General features: G+C 29.9%; 18 protein-coding genes and 1 riboswitch. Of the genes, 12 read left to right on the forward strand and 6 right to left on the reverse strand.

Features of this window, described 5'->3' with window-relative positions:
- Window positions 1–196: 196 nt before the first annotated feature.
- The 4 genes from iadA (at window position 197) to EP747_RS05115 (ending at window position 4,024) form a co-directional block, all read left to right on the forward strand.
- The gene (gene iadA / locus EP747_RS05100; RefSeq protein ID WP_129688794.1) at window positions 197–1,363 is read left to right on the forward strand and encodes a beta-aspartyl-peptidase; all 1,167 of its coding nucleotides are present in this window, start codon (window positions 197–199) and stop codon (window positions 1,361–1,363) included.
- 161 nt (window positions 1,364–1,524) lie between these two features.
- Window positions 1,525–2,571 (forward strand): BMP family lipoprotein, encoded by a 1,047-nt coding sequence (locus EP747_RS05105; RefSeq protein ID WP_129688795.1) that lies wholly within the window; start codon window positions 1,525–1,527, stop codon window positions 2,569–2,571.
- 175 nt (window positions 2,572–2,746) lie between these two features.
- Window positions 2,747–2,932 carry a twin-arginine translocase TatA/TatE family subunit gene (locus EP747_RS05110; protein ID WP_025672166.1) on the forward strand — a complete coding sequence of 62 codons (186 nt, stop codon included), beginning with the start codon at window positions 2,747–2,749 and terminating at the stop codon, window positions 2,930–2,932.
- 249 nt (window positions 2,933–3,181) lie between these two features.
- On the forward strand, window positions 3,182–4,024 hold the full coding sequence (locus EP747_RS05115; protein WP_129688796.1) for a DegV family protein: 843 nt from the start codon (window positions 3,182–3,184) through the stop codon (window positions 4,022–4,024).
- 47 nt (window positions 4,025–4,071) lie between these two features.
- Here EP747_RS05115 and EP747_RS05120 read toward each other — a convergent pair whose 3' ends face one another.
- Complete coding sequence (locus EP747_RS05120; RefSeq protein ID WP_129688797.1) at window positions 4,072–5,025, reverse strand: MBL fold metallo-hydrolase; 954 nt, start codon at window positions 5,023–5,025, stop codon at window positions 4,072–4,074.
- Window positions 5,026–5,196: 171 nt separating this feature from the next.
- Between EP747_RS05120 and EP747_RS05125 the strand changes: the two genes are divergently transcribed.
- A complete protein-coding gene (locus EP747_RS05125; RefSeq protein WP_129688798.1) occupies window positions 5,197–5,781 on the forward strand; it encodes an SCO family protein in 585 nt (194 codons plus the stop codon).
- A 189-nt stretch (window positions 5,782–5,970) separates the two neighbouring features.
- Here the strand turns inward: EP747_RS05125 and EP747_RS05130 are convergent, their stop codons facing one another.
- On the reverse strand, window positions 5,971–6,456 hold the full coding sequence (locus EP747_RS05130; protein ID WP_165346852.1) for an Hsp20/alpha crystallin family protein: 486 nt from the start codon (window positions 6,454–6,456) through the stop codon (window positions 5,971–5,973).
- Between the two features lie 155 nt (window positions 6,457–6,611).
- Between EP747_RS05130 and EP747_RS05135 the strand changes: the two genes are divergently transcribed.
- The 4 genes from EP747_RS05135 to EP747_RS05150 all read left to right on the forward strand — a co-directional run bounded on the left by EP747_RS05135 (window position 6,612) and on the right by EP747_RS05150 (window position 12,027).
- Window positions 6,612–7,097 carry a GNAT family N-acetyltransferase gene (locus EP747_RS05135; RefSeq protein ID WP_129688800.1) on the forward strand — a complete coding sequence of 162 codons (486 nt, stop codon included), beginning with the start codon at window positions 6,612–6,614 and terminating at the stop codon, window positions 7,095–7,097.
- Between the two features lie 150 nt (window positions 7,098–7,247).
- Complete coding sequence (locus EP747_RS05140) at window positions 7,248–9,161, forward strand: hypothetical protein (protein WP_129688801.1); 1,914 nt, start codon at window positions 7,248–7,250, stop codon at window positions 9,159–9,161.
- Window positions 9,151–11,022 (forward strand): hypothetical protein, encoded by a 1,872-nt coding sequence (locus EP747_RS05145; RefSeq protein WP_129688802.1) that lies wholly within the window; start codon window positions 9,151–9,153, stop codon window positions 11,020–11,022. Before EP747_RS05140 ends, EP747_RS05145 begins: the two co-directional genes overlap by 11 nt.
- A gap of 447 nt (window positions 11,023–11,469) precedes the next feature.
- On the forward strand, window positions 11,470–12,027 hold the full coding sequence (locus tag EP747_RS05150) for a hypothetical protein (protein ID WP_129688803.1): 558 nt from the start codon (window positions 11,470–11,472) through the stop codon (window positions 12,025–12,027).
- Between the two features lie 44 nt (window positions 12,028–12,071).
- Here EP747_RS05150 and EP747_RS05155 read toward each other — a convergent pair whose 3' ends face one another.
- Window positions 12,072–12,263: a hypothetical protein gene (locus EP747_RS05155; RefSeq protein ID WP_056466342.1), complete on the reverse strand. Its 192-nt coding sequence runs from the start codon at window positions 12,261–12,263 to the stop codon at window positions 12,072–12,074.
- 150 nt (window positions 12,264–12,413) lie between these two features.
- Window positions 12,414–12,878, reverse strand: coding sequence for a MerR family transcriptional regulator (locus tag EP747_RS05160; RefSeq protein ID WP_129688804.1), 465 nt, complete (start codon window positions 12,876–12,878; stop codon window positions 12,414–12,416).
- A 499-nt stretch (window positions 12,879–13,377) separates the two neighbouring features.
- Here EP747_RS05160 and EP747_RS05165 point away from each other — a divergent pair, with 499 nt between their 5' ends.
- Window positions 13,378–14,727: a hemolysin family protein gene (locus EP747_RS05165; RefSeq protein WP_129688805.1), complete on the forward strand. Its 1,350-nt coding sequence runs from the start codon at window positions 13,378–13,380 to the stop codon at window positions 14,725–14,727.
- Between the two features lie 63 nt (window positions 14,728–14,790).
- Here the strand turns inward: EP747_RS05165 and EP747_RS05170 are convergent, their stop codons facing one another.
- Complete coding sequence (locus EP747_RS05170; protein WP_129688806.1) at window positions 14,791–15,180, reverse strand: YueI family protein; 390 nt, start codon at window positions 15,178–15,180, stop codon at window positions 14,791–14,793.
- Between the two features lie 313 nt (window positions 15,181–15,493).
- Between EP747_RS05170 and EP747_RS05175 the strand changes: the two genes are divergently transcribed.
- Complete coding sequence (locus EP747_RS05175; RefSeq protein ID WP_328590704.1) at window positions 15,494–16,597, forward strand: histidine kinase N-terminal domain-containing protein; 1,104 nt, start codon at window positions 15,494–15,496, stop codon at window positions 16,595–16,597.
- A gap of 64 nt (window positions 16,598–16,661) precedes the next feature.
- On the opposite strand, the gene EP747_RS05180 is transcribed toward EP747_RS05175, so the two are convergent.
- Window positions 16,662–17,420, reverse strand: coding sequence for a DUF4397 domain-containing protein (locus tag EP747_RS05180; protein ID WP_129688808.1), 759 nt, complete (start codon window positions 17,418–17,420; stop codon window positions 16,662–16,664).
- Window positions 17,421–17,674: 254 nt separating this feature from the next.
- A riboswitch (purine riboswitch) is annotated at window positions 17,675–17,777 on the forward strand.
- A 32-nt stretch (window positions 17,778–17,809) separates the two neighbouring features.
- Here EP747_RS05180 and ade point away from each other — a divergent pair.
- Window positions 17,810–19,531 (forward strand): adenine deaminase, encoded by a 1,722-nt coding sequence (gene ade / locus EP747_RS05185; RefSeq protein WP_129688809.1) that lies wholly within the window; start codon window positions 17,810–17,812, stop codon window positions 19,529–19,531.
- Window positions 19,532–19,964: the final 433 nt, after the last annotated feature.

Consider the following 19,964-nt stretch of genomic DNA (forward strand, 5'->3'; position numbering starts at 1 on the left):
CCTATTTTAATTGATTCATTTTTAACCTTGAGAGTATTATGAACAAATCTAGAGATTTAATGTTTTCAATATTTTATAGCTGTATGTATATTTTGATAGATCATTTTAAACAGTTACTAAAAAGCAAGAATGATTTATAAAACAAAAAGATATGGAAATCTGCAAATTAAACAAAATTATCTAATCGGAGGTATATATGTTACTCATAAAAAATGGTGAAATATTTACACCAAAGTCAATAGGTAAAAACGATATTTTAATATCAAATGAAAAAATTGAGTATGTTCATGAAGAAATAGACATTACCTCATCTTCGGTACCTATACAAATATTGGATGCATCTGCCTACTATATTGTGCCTGGCTTCATCGATGCACATGTTCATCTTATTGGTGGCGGAGGTGAAGGTGGCTTTAAAACAAGAACACCAGAATTATTGTTGTCTGATTGTATTAAAGGAGGAATCACCACCGTAGTAGGAGTAATTGGTACAGATGGAACAACAAGAACAATGGCTAGTCTACTAGCAAAATGCAGGGCATTGGAAGAAGAGGGAATAACTTCATTTGTCTATACAGGCTCGTACCAAACACCTGTCAAAACGTTATTCTCTAAAATTGAAGAAGACATTATCCTAATTGATAAGATTATCGGTGTAGGAGAAATTGCAATTTCGGACCATCGATCATCTCAACCAACAAAGGAAGAATTTGCAAGAATAGCTGCACAAGCTCGAAATGGGGGCTTGCTTTCAGGTAAGTCCGGAGTTGTGAATGTACATATAGGAGATAGTAAAAAAATGTTATCAATGATTGAGGAGATTGTCGAAGAAACCGAATTACCTATTACTCAATTTTACCCTACACATATTAACCGCAATAGCTATTTATTTGAAGCTGGAATTAACTTTGCTAAAAAAGGAGGGTTTGTTGACTTTACAACTAGCTCAATCCCACACTTTTTGAATAATGGTGAAGTGAAATGTAGTGTAGGATTGAAAAGAATGCTCAATTCAGGTGTTAGCATTGAACAAATCACGTTTACATCTGATGGACAAGGTAGTCTACCCGATTTTGATGAAAACGGTATATTAAGAGGCATGAAGGTTGGAAGAGTAAGCAGTTTATATAACGAAGTAAAAGACGCAATTTTAAATGAAGGCATCAAGATTGAAGATGCAATTAGCGTAATCACTAAAAACCCAGCCAATATATTAAAATTACAAAAAGGACAAATCAAAAATGGATTCGATGCAGATTTAGTCTTCCTAAATAAATCCTCACTAGAAATTGAAGCAGTTATTTCAAAAGGAAAAATTATGATGCAAGATAAGGAAGTATTAGTAAAAGGTATGTTTGAATGAATAAAATTTAAGTAGTAGAAAAGCAGGAGTATATGTACTTCCTGCTTTTAAAAATTTCAGATCCAAAAACCCTCAATTTCTTAATCCCACATCTTTCAACGAATAAAACAATAATCGAAAATTCATACTAGAAATAATTGTATTCGAATGAGGTGAATGATTTGTATATAAAAAAGACTGCATTAATCATAATTTCGATAATTGCAGTCGTCATTTCGGCTTGCAGCAATAATCAAGAATCTAGTAATGCTTTCAAAATCGGGATCGTCTCAAATTCAAATGGTAAAAATAACAGTTATTTAAACTCAATTGCAATGAAAGGTATTTCTAAATTTGCAAATGAGGAAAATTTAAAAAAAGATAAGAATTATAAATACATTACAACAAGTAGTACTAAAAGTTTTGAAAAGAAAATTACTAAAATGGCTGATTCAAATTATGATTTAATTATCGGAATAGGTAATAATTTATCTACTGTAATGAATAAGGTTGCAGAAAACAATAAGAGCACTAAATTTGGTGTGATTGATTCAAGGGTTGACCAACCAAATGTAATTAGTATTAATTTTACTGAACAAGACGGAAGTTTTTTAGCAGGTGTAATAGCAGCAATGAAAACAAAAACAAAAAAAATTGGATTTATCGGTGGAGACGACAATGAAATTATTAACAGATATAAGTATGGGTTTATTTCTGGAGTAAAATCGGTAAATAAAGAAATTGAAGTACTAACAGCGTATTCAAATACCTTTAATGACGCTAAAATAGGTTCAAGAATAGCAAACGACTTTTTTATGAAAGACGTAGATATTATTTTTCCTGTAGCGGGTTTAACAAGTAAAGGCGTATTTACTACAGCAAAAAAGATTAAGCGATCAAATCAAAGAGAAATATGGGTAATAGGAGCTGACCGTAATGAGTATAAACACGGTTTACCTGAAAACGTAACTCTTTTCTCACTTGTGAAAAAAATTGATCAGGCAGTATATGATTTAGCTAAACAAACAAAATCAAATGAATTTCATGGTGGTAAAACATTAATTTATGGTTTAAATGAAGATGGTATAAAATTAATACTCGCGGATAATAATGTTGAGGACCCAATATTATTAAAGGTTAATGAATATAAGGATAAAATTCAAAGAGGTGCTTTAGTGGTACCTAGTAATAAAGAAGAGTATTTACAGTATAAAGAAAAATTAATTTAAGTTAAAAATAGTAAAATGATTCAATAATATTATTATGTAAACTAAATCCAAATAAGTTATTAAAATTTATTAAAATTCCTTAAAATATTTGACGAATGAACAAATTTTTGACAATATTACTATATAAGGAAAGTTTGGTACTTACTTATTAATAGTGGATGGAAGTTGGGGGAAAATAATGGCTAACATAGGCTTTCCAGGTTTAATTTTAATTTTAATTTTAGCATTAATTATATTTGGACCAAAAAAATTACCTGAAATCGGAAGAGCATTTGGAGATACACTTAGAGAATTTAAGCGTTCTACACAAGGTTTAACAAATGATCTTTTAGAAGACAAAGACGAAAAGAACGGCAAATAAATCAGTAAAAGACTCGGTAAAAGTACCGAGTTTTTTATTTTGGAAAATTCTTCATCTACCAATATTTATTCAAAAGCCACATTTTGTCCCTCCTCATACTTAAAACTACATTCATGTCAATATGATTTTCAAAGAAATATTGAAATTTTAATGGAACTTTAATATTTACTGTTAACTGATAGTAAAAATGATATAATGAATTTGCTTTGCAAATTTTGTAGAATTTTAGAGAAGAAAGATGTGAATTGATTGGCAAACATTAAGATTGTAACTGACTCAACGGCCGACTTATTAAAAGAAGAAATTGAAAATTTAAATATAACAGTCATTCCTTTAACAATTCAAATAAATGGTGGAACATATTTAGATGGGGTTAATATATCTCCAAAGCAATTTATTGATGAAATGCAACAATCAGTTGAATTGCCAAAGACATCTCAACCAGCTGTAGGAACATTTATAGAAACATTTGAAAAATTGACAGCCGATGGAAGTAAAGTCATTTCAATTCACTTATCAAGCGGTTTAAGTGGTACCTATTCAACCGCATGTGCAGCTGCAGGGATGGTTGAAGGTGATGTAACAGTAATCGATTCAGCTTTTATTACAAGAGCAATGGCTTTTCAGGTCATCGAGGCAGCACAAATGGCTGAAGACGGATCCACTGTTGAAGAAATTGTTAACCGTCTTACGGAAATAAAAAATAGTACGTATTTATATATTATGGTAGATACTCTTGAAAACTTAGTTAAAGGTGGAAGAATTGGAAAGGGTAAAGCCTTCATTGGGTCATTACTTAATATTAAACCGATTGCATCACTTGAAGGGGGAGTTTATTCTCCAGTTGGTAAAGTGCGTAGCCATCAGCAAGTAGTAAAAACTTTAACTAAATATTTTGAACAAGACACACTAGGAAAAACGATTAAAGGTGTAGGAATTGCACATGCTGATGCTCCTGAGCTTGCAGAGACTCTTAGAAATTCAATTCAACAGCTAACGAACCTTGAATTAGATGAAACTGGTTATACAACTCCAGTAATTAGTACACATACAGGAAAAGGTGCTATAGGATTCGTTTTTTATGCTGAATAGATTTTATATTCAACATTTTATTTATTAACATAGGAAAAAGAAGAGGCCTAATAAATAATGGCTTCTTCTTTTTTATTTTTAACGATTGAGTGGTGAATTGTTTCACCTAATAAAGAAATTTTAAGCTTTTCAGGTTTTATTTTTTTTCTTTTCCATTCAGAACATAATCGCTCTAGAGCCTCTAAAGGAGTATCGTCTGCAAGTTTAAATGTACCGTAATGCATTGGGATAAATAACTTTGCGTTTAAATCTAAAAACGCTTGAACAGCTTCTTCAGGTGACATATGGTTGTGTTTCATAAACCATTCAGGTTCATATGCTCCGATTGGAATGAGTGCTGTATCAATTTGAAATCTTTTACCGATTTCTTTGAAGCCTGAAAAATAAGCACTATCACCAACGTGATATATACATTCATTGGACGTTTTGAATACAAATCCACCCCAATGTGACTTATTTCTGTCAAATAAGGTTCTCTTCGTCCAATGTTGAGAAGGTACAAATGAAATATTGATCCCTAAAAAGTCTTTTGTCTCCCACCATTTCATTTCATGGACATTTTTATAGCCTTTACTAACAAATTTTTGTTTTAAGCCGATCGGTAAAATAAATCGTGTTTTTTTAGGGAAATGCCGCAATGTATTAAAATCTAGATGATCATAGTGACCATGAGAAATACAAATTATGTCAATTGGAGGTAATTCTGATATAAGTATTCCTGGTTTTGATAATCGTTTTTTTAAAGCCATTTGATTAGCATAAACAGGATCAATTAATATATTGATTCCATTAATTTGAATTAAAAAAGTAGAGTGTCCAATCCAAGTAATTGTTGTTTCATCACGATTTTCCTTTAAATAGGAGATTTTTTTATGACTACATTGTTGAATTACACTACTATAATCCTTTTTTGTCTTACTTCTTTCTATTCCGCATTTGATTAAATCTTTAAAAGTTTTACGATAACTCGTGTCTAAATTTTCATATTTTTTATTTGCCATTATCAGTCATCCTTTCAAGATTCTTTATCAATATGTTTAGTTTAACTTTACTTTGTAAAAGTATCATTTGAAAAATTTTAAATATATATGTTAATTAGTTTAAATTATTAGAAAGAAACTATCTGTTTTTGATACAATGGACAAGTACAATGCTAGCGTAGGGGGATAAGTATGAAGAGAAATACGGTATTTGTGACATTAATAATGATTTTATGTCTTGCATTATTAAGTGGCTGTGGAAATAAAATTGATAATCCTTTAAATTGGGATTTAGAAAAATTTACATACACTAACCAGGACGGTAAGACTTTTGGGACAAAAGATTTAAAAGGAAAAGTCTGGCTAACAGATTTTATATTTACAAGTTGTGAAACAGTTTGTCCGCCAATGACAGCAAATATGGCAAAACTTCAACAAAAGGCAGCAGAGAAGAAGTTGAATGTAGACTTCATCTCTTTTAGTATTGATCCTGAAGTTGATACGCCACAATTATTAACTACATTCGCAAATAAATTTAATGCTGATTTTAGTAATTGGAATTTCTTAACGGGTTATTCTCAAAAACACATTGAAAAATTTGCTTCTGAAAATTTTAAAACGATTGTTAAAAAACCTGAAAACAATTCACAAGTTATCCATGGTACTAAATTTTATTTAATTGATCAAAACGGAAAAATCGTTAAAGATTATAGTGGTGTAAGTAATGTGCCATTTGATGAGATTTTATCTGATATCGAAACATTGACAGGGAAATAAAGCTGTTTAAGTAAAAGATTATCTATTTATTTAATAAAAAACTGAGTTTCTAAAAGATACTCAGTTTTTTTTGTTTAATTTGAATTTAGTTAATTGGATTCGTATCACAAGTACTTAAAAAAGTCGTTTAAAACCCAAACCCCATCTGATTCGTTTAGGTTGTCGGTAATATGCAAGCAGTGTTACTTTTTAGTCTAAAAAGATTTGTTTTTGGTATTCAGGTAATTTTGTACCTTTTATGACAAGCATTCCGTTTTCGTATGTTGCGTTTGCTGTTGTTGCATTAATTGGGAAAGGTAATTTTACGACTCTTTGGGATTGACTATAAGAGTATTTTTTATAGGAGTAATTTGATTGATCATTTTGTACTTCAGTAGTCGTATCAGTTTTTAAGCCAATTGTTAAAATTGTACCTTCAAGGTCCATATAAATTTGTTCTTTACTTACACCCGGCATACTTGCCTGAATGATTAATTCCTCACCGTTTTCAATGATCTCTACACCGATTGAGGAAAAAACTCCATGTTTATGAAAGAATTTATCAATTTCATCAAAAAGACCTCTAATAGGTGACTGATCTATTAGATCATCCACCTTTTTTAAATAATGTTGAAGATCAATAGATGAATGACTTTGTTTTTCATCTTGAGCGTTGTTTTTTTCTTTCTCACTCATACTCATACCTCCTATCATTCCGACTAACGCAGTATATGTAAGGAGCCTAAACACTGTGCTTGTTTAGATGTAAGGATTTTTTTATACGAATGTTGAAAATCAATTTATGTAATGTACAATGAATGGAAAGATAAAACGTGAGAAGAGGAAATAGAATGGAAATACTCCTTGCAACAAAAGATGATGTTCTAGAAATTGTAACAATTTATAATGATGCAATTCTAAACACTACAGCAACATTTGATATGAAAATAAAAACAGAAGAAGAAATGCAAAAATGGTTTTCCAACCATACAGAGCTTTACCCAGTAATTGTTTCTAAAGAAAATGGTCAAGTAACTGGGTATTGTTCACTTACACAGTTTAAGGAAAAAGATGCATATAAACATACGGTTGAACTATCTGTATATGTTCATCCTGATCATCGTCGTAAAGGGCTAGCGAAGGCATTAATGACTGACATGATTGAAACTGCTAAAAAATTAGGTCACTTTACAATTATTTCTTGTATAACTAGCGGAAATGAAGTGAGTGAAAGATTACATGAGAAATTAGGATATAAAAAGGTAGGTCATTTTTATAAAGTTGGCCAGAAATTTAATCAATGGCTAGATATCGTATATTATCAATTAATGCTATAACCCAAATACAAAACTTTAAAAGTAAAATGGCACTAAGAAACACTCAGGTTTACCTGGGTGTTTTTATTTGTAAAAAGGCCGTATTATTCATAATTTCTATACTATGAACGTAAAATGTAGGAGAAATGTCGGAAAGTGGGGGAAATGACTTTGAAATTAAAACGCGCATTGACCCAGAAATTAGCGAAAAAAATTCACAACTTTTTATTCCTTGGAAAAATTGTTACAGAAAGAGTAGTGGACCAAGAGAAGCAGAACTTACTTTATTATGAAGATGAAGATCATATTCGTTTTTATATAGAGTGCTTATCTCCGATTCCATCAAAGTTAAAAGCTAGTTTTTCAACTCAAGATGTTTTGTTTGTAGGGACAACTGCAAATAAAAATAATGAAAGTAAAATAAAACCACTAATTAAAAGTAAGAAAAAAGATGACATAATTGAAGGACTAAAAAAGATTTTTGATTCTAAATTAGTCATGTTTCGTCTTGAATACGCAAATGAAGTAGTCACAGCAGATCTAGTTGAGTTTTTTGATGGGAAACGGGACACTTCCTACCATCTACTGCCTGTCATTGAACTTAGGGGAGAGGGAAAGCGTGAAGAGGTCGAAAACCGACTAATAAAAGGTTCTTTGCCAATTCATCTGCCAAAATATTTTAATGACTTTGATCAACCTGAATTTGTCTTTTATGAAAATAGACTATATGGCAATTTGTTTTTAAAGTCGATGATGAATGATATTAGTTACTTAGAAAAACAAAATGAAGTTACATTTCAAGATTATGATGAAGATGAACTTAAAAAGTCTTTTATTCATTTAAATCATTTAATTTATTTTATTCCCGAAAAACAGTGGGAAGAGTTGAGTAAAAGCTTTAAAAAAGAATGTAAAGAACTTATTTATACGCAAGAATTTACCGAGAAACAAGCTTTTCCAATTGAATGGAGTAATGATACTGAAAATGCTTTTATTGAACGATTTTACCAAAATTGTTTGCAGCAAGGCCTGTTATACGAAAAAAAAGATATTATTAATTTTCATATATGTTGTAAATTTCAGGCTCTAACAATTTTAGGTGGTGTAAGTGGTACTGGGAAATCTCAATTAGCACGTATATATGGCGAAACCTTAGGTCTTGAATTTGGAAAGGAGTTATTATTTGTTCCAATTTCTCCGTCATATCGAGAACATTATGATTTATTAGGTTATTTAAATCCGACTACTGGGATTTATATAGACTCTGAGACGGGATTAACGAAATTACTTATTGAGGCTGAACAATTTCCACACAGGATGTATATGGTAATCTTTGATGAAATGAATCTTTCACAAATTGAACATTGGTTTAGTAAATTTCTATCAATTTTAGAAATGCCTCAGGATAAGAGAGTCATTACCCTATTCCATGATCATAACGTAGTCATTAATCAATATTATAAGCCTAAAGTAAGGATAGGGAAAAATATTATTTTTGTTGGAACAGTTAACTTTGATGAAACTTCAAGTGAGTTTTCTTTAAGATTATTAGATCGTGTAAATATAATCTCACTTAGATCAACCTCATTCGTAAATTATGCAGAAAAGATGAATAACGAAAATATTTATGAAACTGTACCTCAAATTTATATTAATGCAGAAAACTATAGTAATTGGACAAAGAAAACTTTAAGTGCATCTGAGCTTACAAGTGATGAATTAAAGTTTTTTGATGAGTTTAATAAAATAGTTGAACATTCACTAAGTGAACGAATAATCTCTCCGCGTATGATTAAAGATTTATCAAATTATTTAGCTAACATACCTACTCTTCCTTCCCATATTCAATTCGAACGCAAAGAAGCTATCGATCTCTTTGTTAAGCAACGAGTATTAACTAAAGTTAGGGGATTATTTGCTAATTTAGAAGAATTAATTGGTACAGGTGAAGGGAACGAGCAGGAAGGGCTACTAAATATGGTCATGAAATCTAATTTGGGTAGATCAATTTCTGACTTTGAGTATTCTATGAAAGAATTGAAAAAGAAAAGGAAACAGCTGGAGATTGATGGATATGTCAACTAATAATAGTCCAGAAATATTTGAGCCACTTTATCTACCATTTACGATTGCAATTCTTGTAGGAACTAGGGGGAAAGAGGAAAAAATATCTCTTGATGCACTTACAATGAACCCGAAAGAGGCTTACTTATTTGCCTATGAAATACAAGAATTAAAAAGATTTTTATTTCAAGTCGATGGTGAGTTTGACGGTAAAATTACGTTCGTTTGGAATAATCTTTATCATTTTCAACAAGAAAATCTGGATGATCAGCAGTTTATTTTTACATCTGAAAAAAGAAAAATATTAATATATGAACATGGTAAAACCGAGAATGCTTATCCTTGGAGATGCGGATATTATGAATTTTGTATTATTTATCAAGAACAACACTTTTACGGAATGATAAAAATAGTACCGAAAAATTTAGAGTATGATCAATTAGAGTGGATGCATTCAACATTAAATCAACAAATAAATGGAATAATGAATGACTCACAATACTTTAAAAAATCTTCCGCTTCATTTACTCAAAATGGAACAATGTATTTTTGGCCAATTATTCGATTTATCGAGTCAAATGAAGAGAGACTACTAGTTGCTATTCAGCAGTTTATTAGTAAATTAAAGCGAAAACAAAAAAAGGAATATGAATTAAAAAGACAGGTAAAAAAATTAGATTTTAATACAATTAGATGGACCCTAATGCATCCAGCCATTTCAAATGCAACTAATTTAACAATGCAACCGGTTGTTCAAGAAGAAAATTATATAGATGAGATAAAATATGCTAAAAATAAAGTTCGTAAATTTCTACTTACAATTGAAACATTATTAACCTTTGTAAAATATGAATTAGTAAAAGACAAAAATAAAATGGATCAAATCGATTTTCAAGTGAAGGATATAGAAAAAATGATGCAGAATGTAGTTGGGAATGGCTCAATTACTGATCGAGAAAAAGCTAAATATAGACAGTCAAAAATGTTAAAAGAGCTAGAATTAGAAAAATTAACTAAAAGTGTTTCAGAAAAAGAACGCATTACAAATTCTTTAGAAAAACTTTATGAAGTTTATTTTAGAGAATATACAATCGGAATCTTTCGTATAGCGACGGATACTGATACTTCAAGATATCCAACTAGTCCATCGAAAGTATTTTTAAATTTTATTCATTCCTTAAGTTTGTTTGATAAAAAGGTAAAGGAATACGGAAAAAAACAAATGCTTTTACCTGTATATAAGCCAACTTTTTTACTATATGAATACTTTGTCTTTTTCTCATTATGCGATATTTTCTTAAAGTTAAAATTTAAAAATGATTCAGAACCATTAGCTGAACAGATTTTAATGCATATAAAAGACGATGAGTTAATGGATGGAGCATTTGTGTCTCTGGAAAATAAAAGTTGGATAATTAATTTAGTTTATAACGAAATTATCGAGGGAAGTCCGCAAGTATCACTGTTAAAAGGAACAAATTTTTTTAGTGGTGAAGAATCGAAAAAACCGGATATAAGATTAGATTTTTATCGAAAAAAAAATAAAGAATACATTGCTTCGATCATTTTTGAAATTAAATATAGTCCAATGTTTAATATTTATCAACCAGTAGGGAATACAAAGGCAATGGAACAAATGTATAAATACTGGGGACTTAAGTATGTTGAGCGTGTTAATGGAAAAATGACATATGTGCGTAAACCAATCAATGAAGTGATTTGTTTATATCCGGGTAGTAATGTTCATCGTAAAGTTCTTGAAGCGGGTTGTGGTACTTATATTCAGTTTTATCCTAAGAAAAAGGGCGAGGATTTTTATGAACTAGTAGGTGAAAGAGAGTTAGTAGATATAATAAACAGAACACTTGAAGAACTTAAATAATCCCAAATTGACATGAGCTTGTTCTATTGTAATAGAAAATGAATGAAGAAATTCAGCCAAATAAAATTTATGTGCCCTTTACCAATCGACGGCATAGGGCATAATTTTTTAATTCGAAGATGTTCTTTGACATTTTGATACAGTGTTTATATTATAAATTACGAAATAATATTTCGGTTAAAAACTTACTTTATAATAATAATCTATACTACAAAACTAATTATGAGATAATTTTGATTTCACAAATTATACATAATTAGTTATGTAAGCGTTGCCAAAAGCTAAATTTTACCATACAATAGAGCCATATATATACAGGCCAATTAAATATTTTTTTAACAAAATAACTAAATAGAATTAAAGAGACAATATTAAAATTTGGTATAAACGTTGTTATATTGACGTAAAATAAGAATATTTATATAGGAATTTTAGGGGTGAGTGAGAGTGTTTCGTGTTATTCATACAAAAGAAGAGAATAATTTATTTAACGAGCTTTGGGGAGATTTTTGTGAAGAAAACGAAATACCTTTCTTAGTAAGAAGTAATGAAGTTACTCGTTATGGAATTTGTAATTCGGATAAAAAGTTAATTGGTACCCTCGAGTTTAGTAAATATAATATTGAAAATGAGGATAATAATAAATATTATTATAATTTTTCCGAAAACAAATATATTAAATATATTCAGAATGAAGAAATCTATGAAATTGGTAAATTATTAATTACAAGGGAAAATAGAGGTAAAGGATTTTTTAAACAAATTTTACTAGCATGCTATGATCATGCTAATCAAACTAACGCTGATTGGTATATTGGTACAATAAATAAAAGACTATATATGTTTGCTAGAAGTGCAGGATTTAAAATTTTACCTATTGATGAATATTTTGAAATAAGTGATGATATAATTGCTGTACCTTTTTTATTAGATATTAAGCATGCTATTAAACTATTGAAATATTCAAATGAATTTAAAGAGATATTAATGTATTATGATAAGTAATTGCGAAAAACTCAGGTATAAACCTGAGTTTTTCAATTTGCTAACTATTCTTGTTCAAGAATACCTGCAGCCTGATTCGTTTGATTATAAGCTGTTTGACAAGCTTGAAGCGCTTGTTCGATTCTTTCATGGTTTTGTGGTTTTTCAACGGTTTCTAATGCAGATTGAAGACATTCAATTGCGTGTTTTAGTTCAGTAGTTGCATCCTGAGTATATTGACGCGCATTTTTTTGCATGGAAATTCCTCCTTTCATACAAATTTATTTTTGACCAACATTCATTTTAGTATGTAAAAAAAAACGTAGAAGAAAATTCTTCTACGTTTTTGACTGCACGCCAAACTCTTGCATTCTTCTTTACGGCACTTGTCTTTGTTCTCAGACTTTTTAAACTCCGAATATCGATAAAATTGCAAATCGTTTTTTCGGTTTAAATGTAATGATCTTTTTCTGATCCTCTAAATCTGCTTTTAATAAGGTCACTTGTTCATTTAATTGTTCTACTTGATTTTCAAGTTTAACAACTACTTTCTTTAAATCTTCAATTTCACATCGATGTTCCAAAATTTGTACTGAAACGACTTCATTTGCTTTTGTTTCAACTTTTTCTTCAAGTTTTATTAATTTTTGAGTTAATTCTTTTATAATGTCAATGTGATCAGCGTCATTTTGTTTTGTTTCGATCGTCTGGATCGAAGCTTCATAAATTTCTTTAATTTGTTCGATTTGTTCCTCTGTAAATAAATATCCATTATGAGTTTTCTCTACTTTTAAATTTCCTTTTTTTAAAAAAAATAATACTTTTTTATTTGTTAATTGCAGTTGTTCTGCCACTTGAGAAGTTGTATACATACGCTATTCCTCCTCCAAATAATTTATATATTAAAAATTCTTTATTAAACTGCACATTCCTTTGAGGTTGACAAAACTAGTGTTGACTCGGCAAAAGTTCTTAAAATACTTCGAATAAATAGGTTCTAAACATTCAAAATGGCTGAAAATGTAAACTTAATTACTTTTGTATTGATTTTTATCGAAACTCGGTTTTTTACGGTGTTTTTAGCAAAATATTCTACAAATTTTAGAATATAAAGTTGATATATAGCATATAATGCAAGACACGTATCGGAGAAGGAATTTAGAAATAAGGTAAAGAATGGTAATAGGAAAGAAGGCATCTTGAGTGTAAAAAACAGGAAATGCAGAACCTTTTTCTAAAATCATTTCTATCCTGTTTAAAAAATGCCTAAATAAAAAAATTTTGATAACAAATTATTTAACTGAATATACTAAGATAAGCCTAATTTAAAAATATTAATAAAGAAGATGGCCTTCACTTCCAATTGGAGGGATGACTCAATTGTTTGGAATTGGTACTAAGTTATTATTAGTTGTTGTATTAATTGCATTTACTGCCTTTTTTGTTGCTTCAGAATTTGCAATCGTAAAAATTAGAAGCTCTAGAATTGATCAATTAATTGGCGAGGGAAATAAAAAAGCAAGAGCTGTAAAACGAGTAATAACACATCTCGATGAATATCTTTCAGCATGTCAACTTGGTATTACAGTTACGAGTTTAGGTTTAGGTTGGTTAGGTGAACCAGCTGTAGATGAATTATTGCATCCATTACTTGACGATTTGCATTTACCTACTGCTGTAAGCGGCACGATCTCTTTTTTACTTGCTTTTGGAATTATTACATTTATTCATGTTGTAGTTGGTGAATTAGCACCTAAAACAATCGCTATTCAAAAGGCTGAACAGATTACATTAAAGTTTTCACCAGCTCTGATTCTATTTTATAAAATTACTTATCCGTTCATTTGGTTATTCAATAATTCAGCAAGGATGGTCTTAAAAATATTTGGACTTCCTCCTGCTTCAGAACATGAAGTTGCACATTCAGAAGAGGAATTAAGAATTCTCCTTTCAGAAAGCTATAAAAGTGGCGAAATAAATCAATCTGAATTTAAGTATGTGAACAATATATTTGATTTCAATATGCGAGTAGCAAAAGAAATAATGGTTCCTAGAACGGAAATGGTTGCAATTGATTTGCGTGAAGCTTTTTATGAGAATATTCACTTTATGAGTACAGAAAAATATACTCGTTTTCCTGTTGTAGATGGAGATAAGGACCATGTCGTTGGTTTAATAAATTTTAAAGATGTTTTTACTGATTTTGTTCTTCACAAAGGAGAAGCAGAGGTAAAAACACTTGAACAATATATTAGACCGATTATTCAAGTTATTGAATCAATATCTGTTCATGATTTACTTGTTAAAATGCAAAGAGAACATATACATATGTCGATATTAGTTGATGAATACGGAGGTACATCTGGCTTAGTAACAGTTGAAGATATTTTAGAAGAAATTGTTGGGGAAATTCGAGATGAGTTTGATGTTGATGAGAAAGAGGATATAAGTAAAGTAAACGAAAATAAATTCATCATTGCAGGTAAAGTTTTAATTAGTGAAATTAATGATGTTTTTAGCTTAGATATTGATGATACAGATGTTGATACAATTGGTGGATGGATTTTAACTGAAAATTTTGATGTGCAAGAAGGAGATTCGATTAAATATCATAATTGTACATTTAAAGTACTTAAGTTAGACGGACATTATATAAAATCAATTGAATTAACACGGGAACCGATTAAAAAACCTGAACTTGAAGAAGAAAGCGCAACTTAAATTGTAAAAACAATTGAGCTGCGCTTTTATCCACATTTTAAGAAATTTCACATACCGAATTAGTTAAAAATTAGTTGATTTATAAAGTTCATCTTTAATAAATATTTCATTCTTATCAACTGCGTCATTATGCGTAACGACAAGTCCGATCGGAGTAGGGACTGGTAAATTATTGACTAGTGAAAAGGGAATATTTTTTTTCTTTGCCATTAAAATATATTTCGAAATTGTATTATAGGGAAGTGTACCATTTAATAATAAAGTAACATTTTTCATATTGATTGATTTTTCAACGATTGGATAAATTGAATTTGCCATCACTTGGCTTGTAGTTAAAGCAATTTCAATTCTTTCACGAATTGTTCCTAAAAAAATATTTCGTTCTTCAATTTTTATTTGCTTTTCACCATAGATACCTTTAATTAAATAATCTTCAACTTTATTTCCAGCCATCAAAATACCTACCTTCAGTTTATTAATTTAATTGTATCTAACTTTATTCTATTCTACACACCATATTATTGACATTTTTGTATACTTTTAGTTTTATTATAACTAGAACTAAGTGACAATCGTAAATGTTTAGTTGCCGAATGAAATGAATGAAATATTCATAAATTAAATTTACAATTTAATCAGAATATTGTAAAAAATATTAATTTGTCGTAATAAATTCGACAAATTTTTATATTTTTACTTAACGAATATTTAAAAATTTGTTACTATTTAATTAATAGATTTTTTATTGGAGGTGTTCCTTATTGATATGTCAATAGAGAGTAGGTATAGCACTTTCATACAGGAAAGTATGCCTACATTAGTAAAGAATTGGGTCGCTCAAGCGGTAATAAGCGATGATGATCCATTTAAATCCGAGATTATCATTAATGGAACTAAATTGATTGACTTTACATTATTATTTATTGAGGGCAAAATAAATGAGGATCAAGTCAAAGATTTGGCCCATAAAATAGCCCTTGAACGAGCTAAAGCAAGTGCTAACATCGGAGATTTTGTGTATAACTCAAATATAGGTAGAAGTGAATTATTTAAACATTTGTCGGAATTTGAAGAAAGTATTAGTCTACTACAGCCACTCATTAATAAAATTAATTACGTTTTTGACCAGTTTATTTATTTTACTGTAAAGCAATATTCATATCTCATTACACAAGATATAGAAGAGAAAAAACAGTTTATTGACGAGACTCATAAAGAGAGACTTACAATCTTAGGACAAATGTCTGCTAGTTTCGTTCATGAATTTAGAAATCCACTTACTTCAATTATTGGATTTGTAAAATTACTTAAAGGAGATCATCCACAATTAAAATATTTAGACATCATAGATCATGAACTGCATCAATTAAATTTTAGAATTGATCAATTTCTTCATGTCTCGAAAAAGGATCATGATCAGATGGTGGAATCTTTTTTAATTAATGATTTATTTAAAGAAATCACAGAATTCTTATATCCGAGTATTGTAAATTCGAATGTCATTTTACAAGAAGGAATTTCACAAAAAATATACATACCAGGTTTCAGAAATGAACTTCGTCAAGTTTTACTTAATATATTAATGAATTCTATCGATGCCTTGGCTGAAAACGATGGTCAAAAAACGATTCATTATCAAGTTTCAGATTTAGAGGATATGATTGAAATTCAAATAAGAAATAATGGACCTAAAATTAGTGAAGAGAGCATGCGGACAATTTTTGAACCATTTGTTACGACAAAAAATCATGGTACTGGAATTGGCTTATTTGTATGTAAACAAATCATTGATAAACATGATGGCAAAATTGAATGTTTTTCTGATGACGAATGGACAGCATTTTACATAACGTTGCCAAAAGAGGCATAAAGAAACTCGGATGATTAATCCGAGTTTTTTATTTTGTATAAGAGAGCATTATCTAATTAACGGTCTAAAATAATGTAATAACTTCAAATTTGGGGTTCTCTTCAACACACCCTACTGAAATTAAATCATATACTATATTTTCTTCAAACTTTGATTTATAGAGAGGAAATATGATCATTTTCGTACCTGTTAATCGTATTTCCAAATTAACTGTCATAGGTGATATAGGCAAATATTCTGAGGCTTTTTGGTATGGGACATTTGGGAAAACAACATCGCCTTCACCAGCTTTTACTGCAAAATCTAGATTTGGTGAATTAGGAGATAAATTTATAAAGCGGATTTTAGCTTCTCCTTGAGTCAAAAAATTATTATCCATATATGAAAACAGCGAGATTTGGTCTAAGTTATGACCAATAGCAATCGTATAATTTTGCTCAGTAAGTAAAGTTATTTGTTCAGAATGAATTAGTTTTGATTGATCATTAGTTTTAAAAATTTCAACAAATTGTACCCCTGAAGGTAAAGTTAAATATTGAGTTGATTCTTTATAAGTTAAATTCGAAATAAATTTAGTACCATTAATATAAATGTCTAAGCTTATTTTTTTAGGTAAAACATTTATAAGTCTTATAAAAGCTAAATTTTGCTTTATTATTTTGTCCTGTTTATTACTTTTTGGTGAATTATTTTTTATTAGTCTTTGGAACGAATCAAATCGATTATAATTAACTTGGAACAAATTGTCCTCTTTTTTTGAATAGGATGAAAAATGATTAAAAATATTCGGGTTTATTCGACTTTTTTGTATTACTTTGTTCAAACTACATACCTCCTATGATTACCATCCTACGATCCCATTTAAAATAGTATTCATTAACATGAAAATTATGAATTATTTTATATTTAAAACTCTTAAAATAGTTATTGCTTTTTAGACTCAAAATTTATTAGAATACTATCAATATAGTTTTTTTACAATTAAATAGTAGCTAATTAAGTTCATTCACTTTAAATTAAATGATTCAGTGTGAAGACAAAGTCCTAAGACTTTTTTTAATCTGAGTCACTAAAAAATAAAGAGATTCTTAATACGCTCGTATAATTTTGGAAATAACCGGTCCAAAAGTATCTACCAAGCTGCCGATATAGTTTGACTACGAGAGATATGACATAGCATATTCTCTCCTAAATATTTAGGAGGAAACAAACATGAACTTACATGAAATGAAATCGTCAACAAAAGCTGAAAAGGCTGATTTTTTAATAATAAATGGGAAAATAATAAATGTTTTTACGAAAGAAATAATGGAAGATTCAATTGCAATTACAAATGGAATAATAGTTGGAATAGGTGATTATGAAGCTAATGTAATAATAGATGCAGAAGGTAAATATATATCACCTGGCTTTATTGATTCCCACGTCCATATTGAATCATCAATGGTTTTACCTAGTGAATATGCGAAAACTGTACTACCACATGGAGTAACAACTGTTATTTGCGATCCACATGAAATCGCAAATGTTTCTGGGGTGGATGGAATAAAAATGATGTTAGACGCATCAGAAAATATTCCGTTAGACGTTAGAATTATGTTACCGTCCTGTGTACCTGCAACCTCTTTAGAGCGTGGAGGAGCCATACTTTATGCAGAACATTTAGAGCCCTTTATGACACATCCGAGAGTACTTGGATTAGCTGAAGTAATGGATTATCCAGCGGTTATGTCGATGGAAAAACAAATGATCGATAAATTAAAATTAGCTCACGCTTATCAAAAACCGATCGATGGTCATTTAGCTGGACTAACTAAAAATGAAATAAACACATATTCGTATGCAGGTATTTCAACTGATCATGAATGTACAAATGTTCAGGAAGTAATGGAAAGACTGAGAGCAGGGTTATATGTAGCATTTAGAGAAGGGTCCGCTGCAAGAAATCTAAAGGATTTATTACCTGCAGTAAATGATCGAAATGCACAGCGAATTATGTATTGCACTGATGATAAACATTTGGACGATATCATGAAAGAGGGTTCGATTGATTTTTGTATTCGAACAGCAATCAATTATGGAATTCACCCAGTGACTGCCTATTCAATGGCAACATTAAATCCAGCAGCATGCTATGGTTTAAAACAAAAAGGTGCAATTGCTCCTGGGTATGAAGCAAGCTTAGTATTTTTAAACGACTTAGAATCAGTAGAAGTTTCGGACGTATGGTGTAAAAATGAGTTTATCGTTAAAAACAAACAAATTAGTAAACGAATCAAAAATGAAGAGTCAAATTTAATTGATTCAAAAGTAAGCTTAGGAGATCTAAAGATTGAAGATCTTGAATTAAAAACAGACTCTAAAACGCTTGCAAATATAATTGAAATTAATCCAAATAGTATAGTAACAAATCATTTAATTGAAAAATTATCAAATGAACATACTCATTTTGTTCCAAATGTCGCCGAAAACTTATGTAAAATAGCAGTAATAGATCGCTATCATTCTGAAAAAGAGATTGGTCTTGGAATTGTTAAAGGTTTAAATTTAATTGAGGGAGCAATCGCTACAACCATTGCTCATGATTCACACCAATTAATCGTTGCCGGTATAAATGATAATGATATGTATCTTGCAATTAAAACAATTGAAGAAATGAACGGTGGAATAGTAGTCGTATCATCTGGAAAAGTAATTGCCAAATTATCTTTACCAATTGGCGGTTTAATGAGTAATCAATCTGCAGAAGAAGTAGAAGCAGGTTTACACCAAATTGAAAAATCCTTACTTCAAATTAGACCAAACAATACATTTAACGCTTTTTTAACATTATCATTTCTAGCGCTGCCTGTTATTCCGAGTATTAAAATAACTACTAAAGGTTTATTTAATGTAAATGAATTTAAATTTATTCCGGTTTTTCTTAGTGAATAAAAATAAAATAAGTGAAGACTCCTAGTTTACCTAAGGAGTCTTCAAGCTGTTGAAAAAAGAATTGTCAATTAAATTGTTGAATTAATCATTGATAAGTAAGTTGTGTCATATTGATTTCCACTACAGTGTGCTCGCTTTCCATGGGGCGAGATTCTTGAGCCTCCTCGGCGCCGCCTGTGGGGTCTTTAGCCTTCCCGCTTCTCCCATAGGAGCCTGGCACCCTTTCGTTCCAATCAAGTTCTTTATAAAAAAAGAATAATCTTAAATCAATAGAATAGTCAATTGAACGAATGAATTACACTTTGTTAATCAAATTGTAACTTATTATGACGACTTACACATCTTTACAAATATTGATCGTCAAAAAAGAAGATATTTTAATTTTTGCAAGTTAGTTAAAAAATTGATATATCAACCAAAATCACTTGTTTAT

Origin of the sequence: Gottfriedia acidiceleris (assembly GCF_004138285.1) — a bacterium.
In the GTDB taxonomy this organism is placed as follows: domain Bacteria; phylum Bacillota; class Bacilli; order Bacillales; family Bacillaceae_G; genus Gottfriedia; species Gottfriedia acidiceleris_A.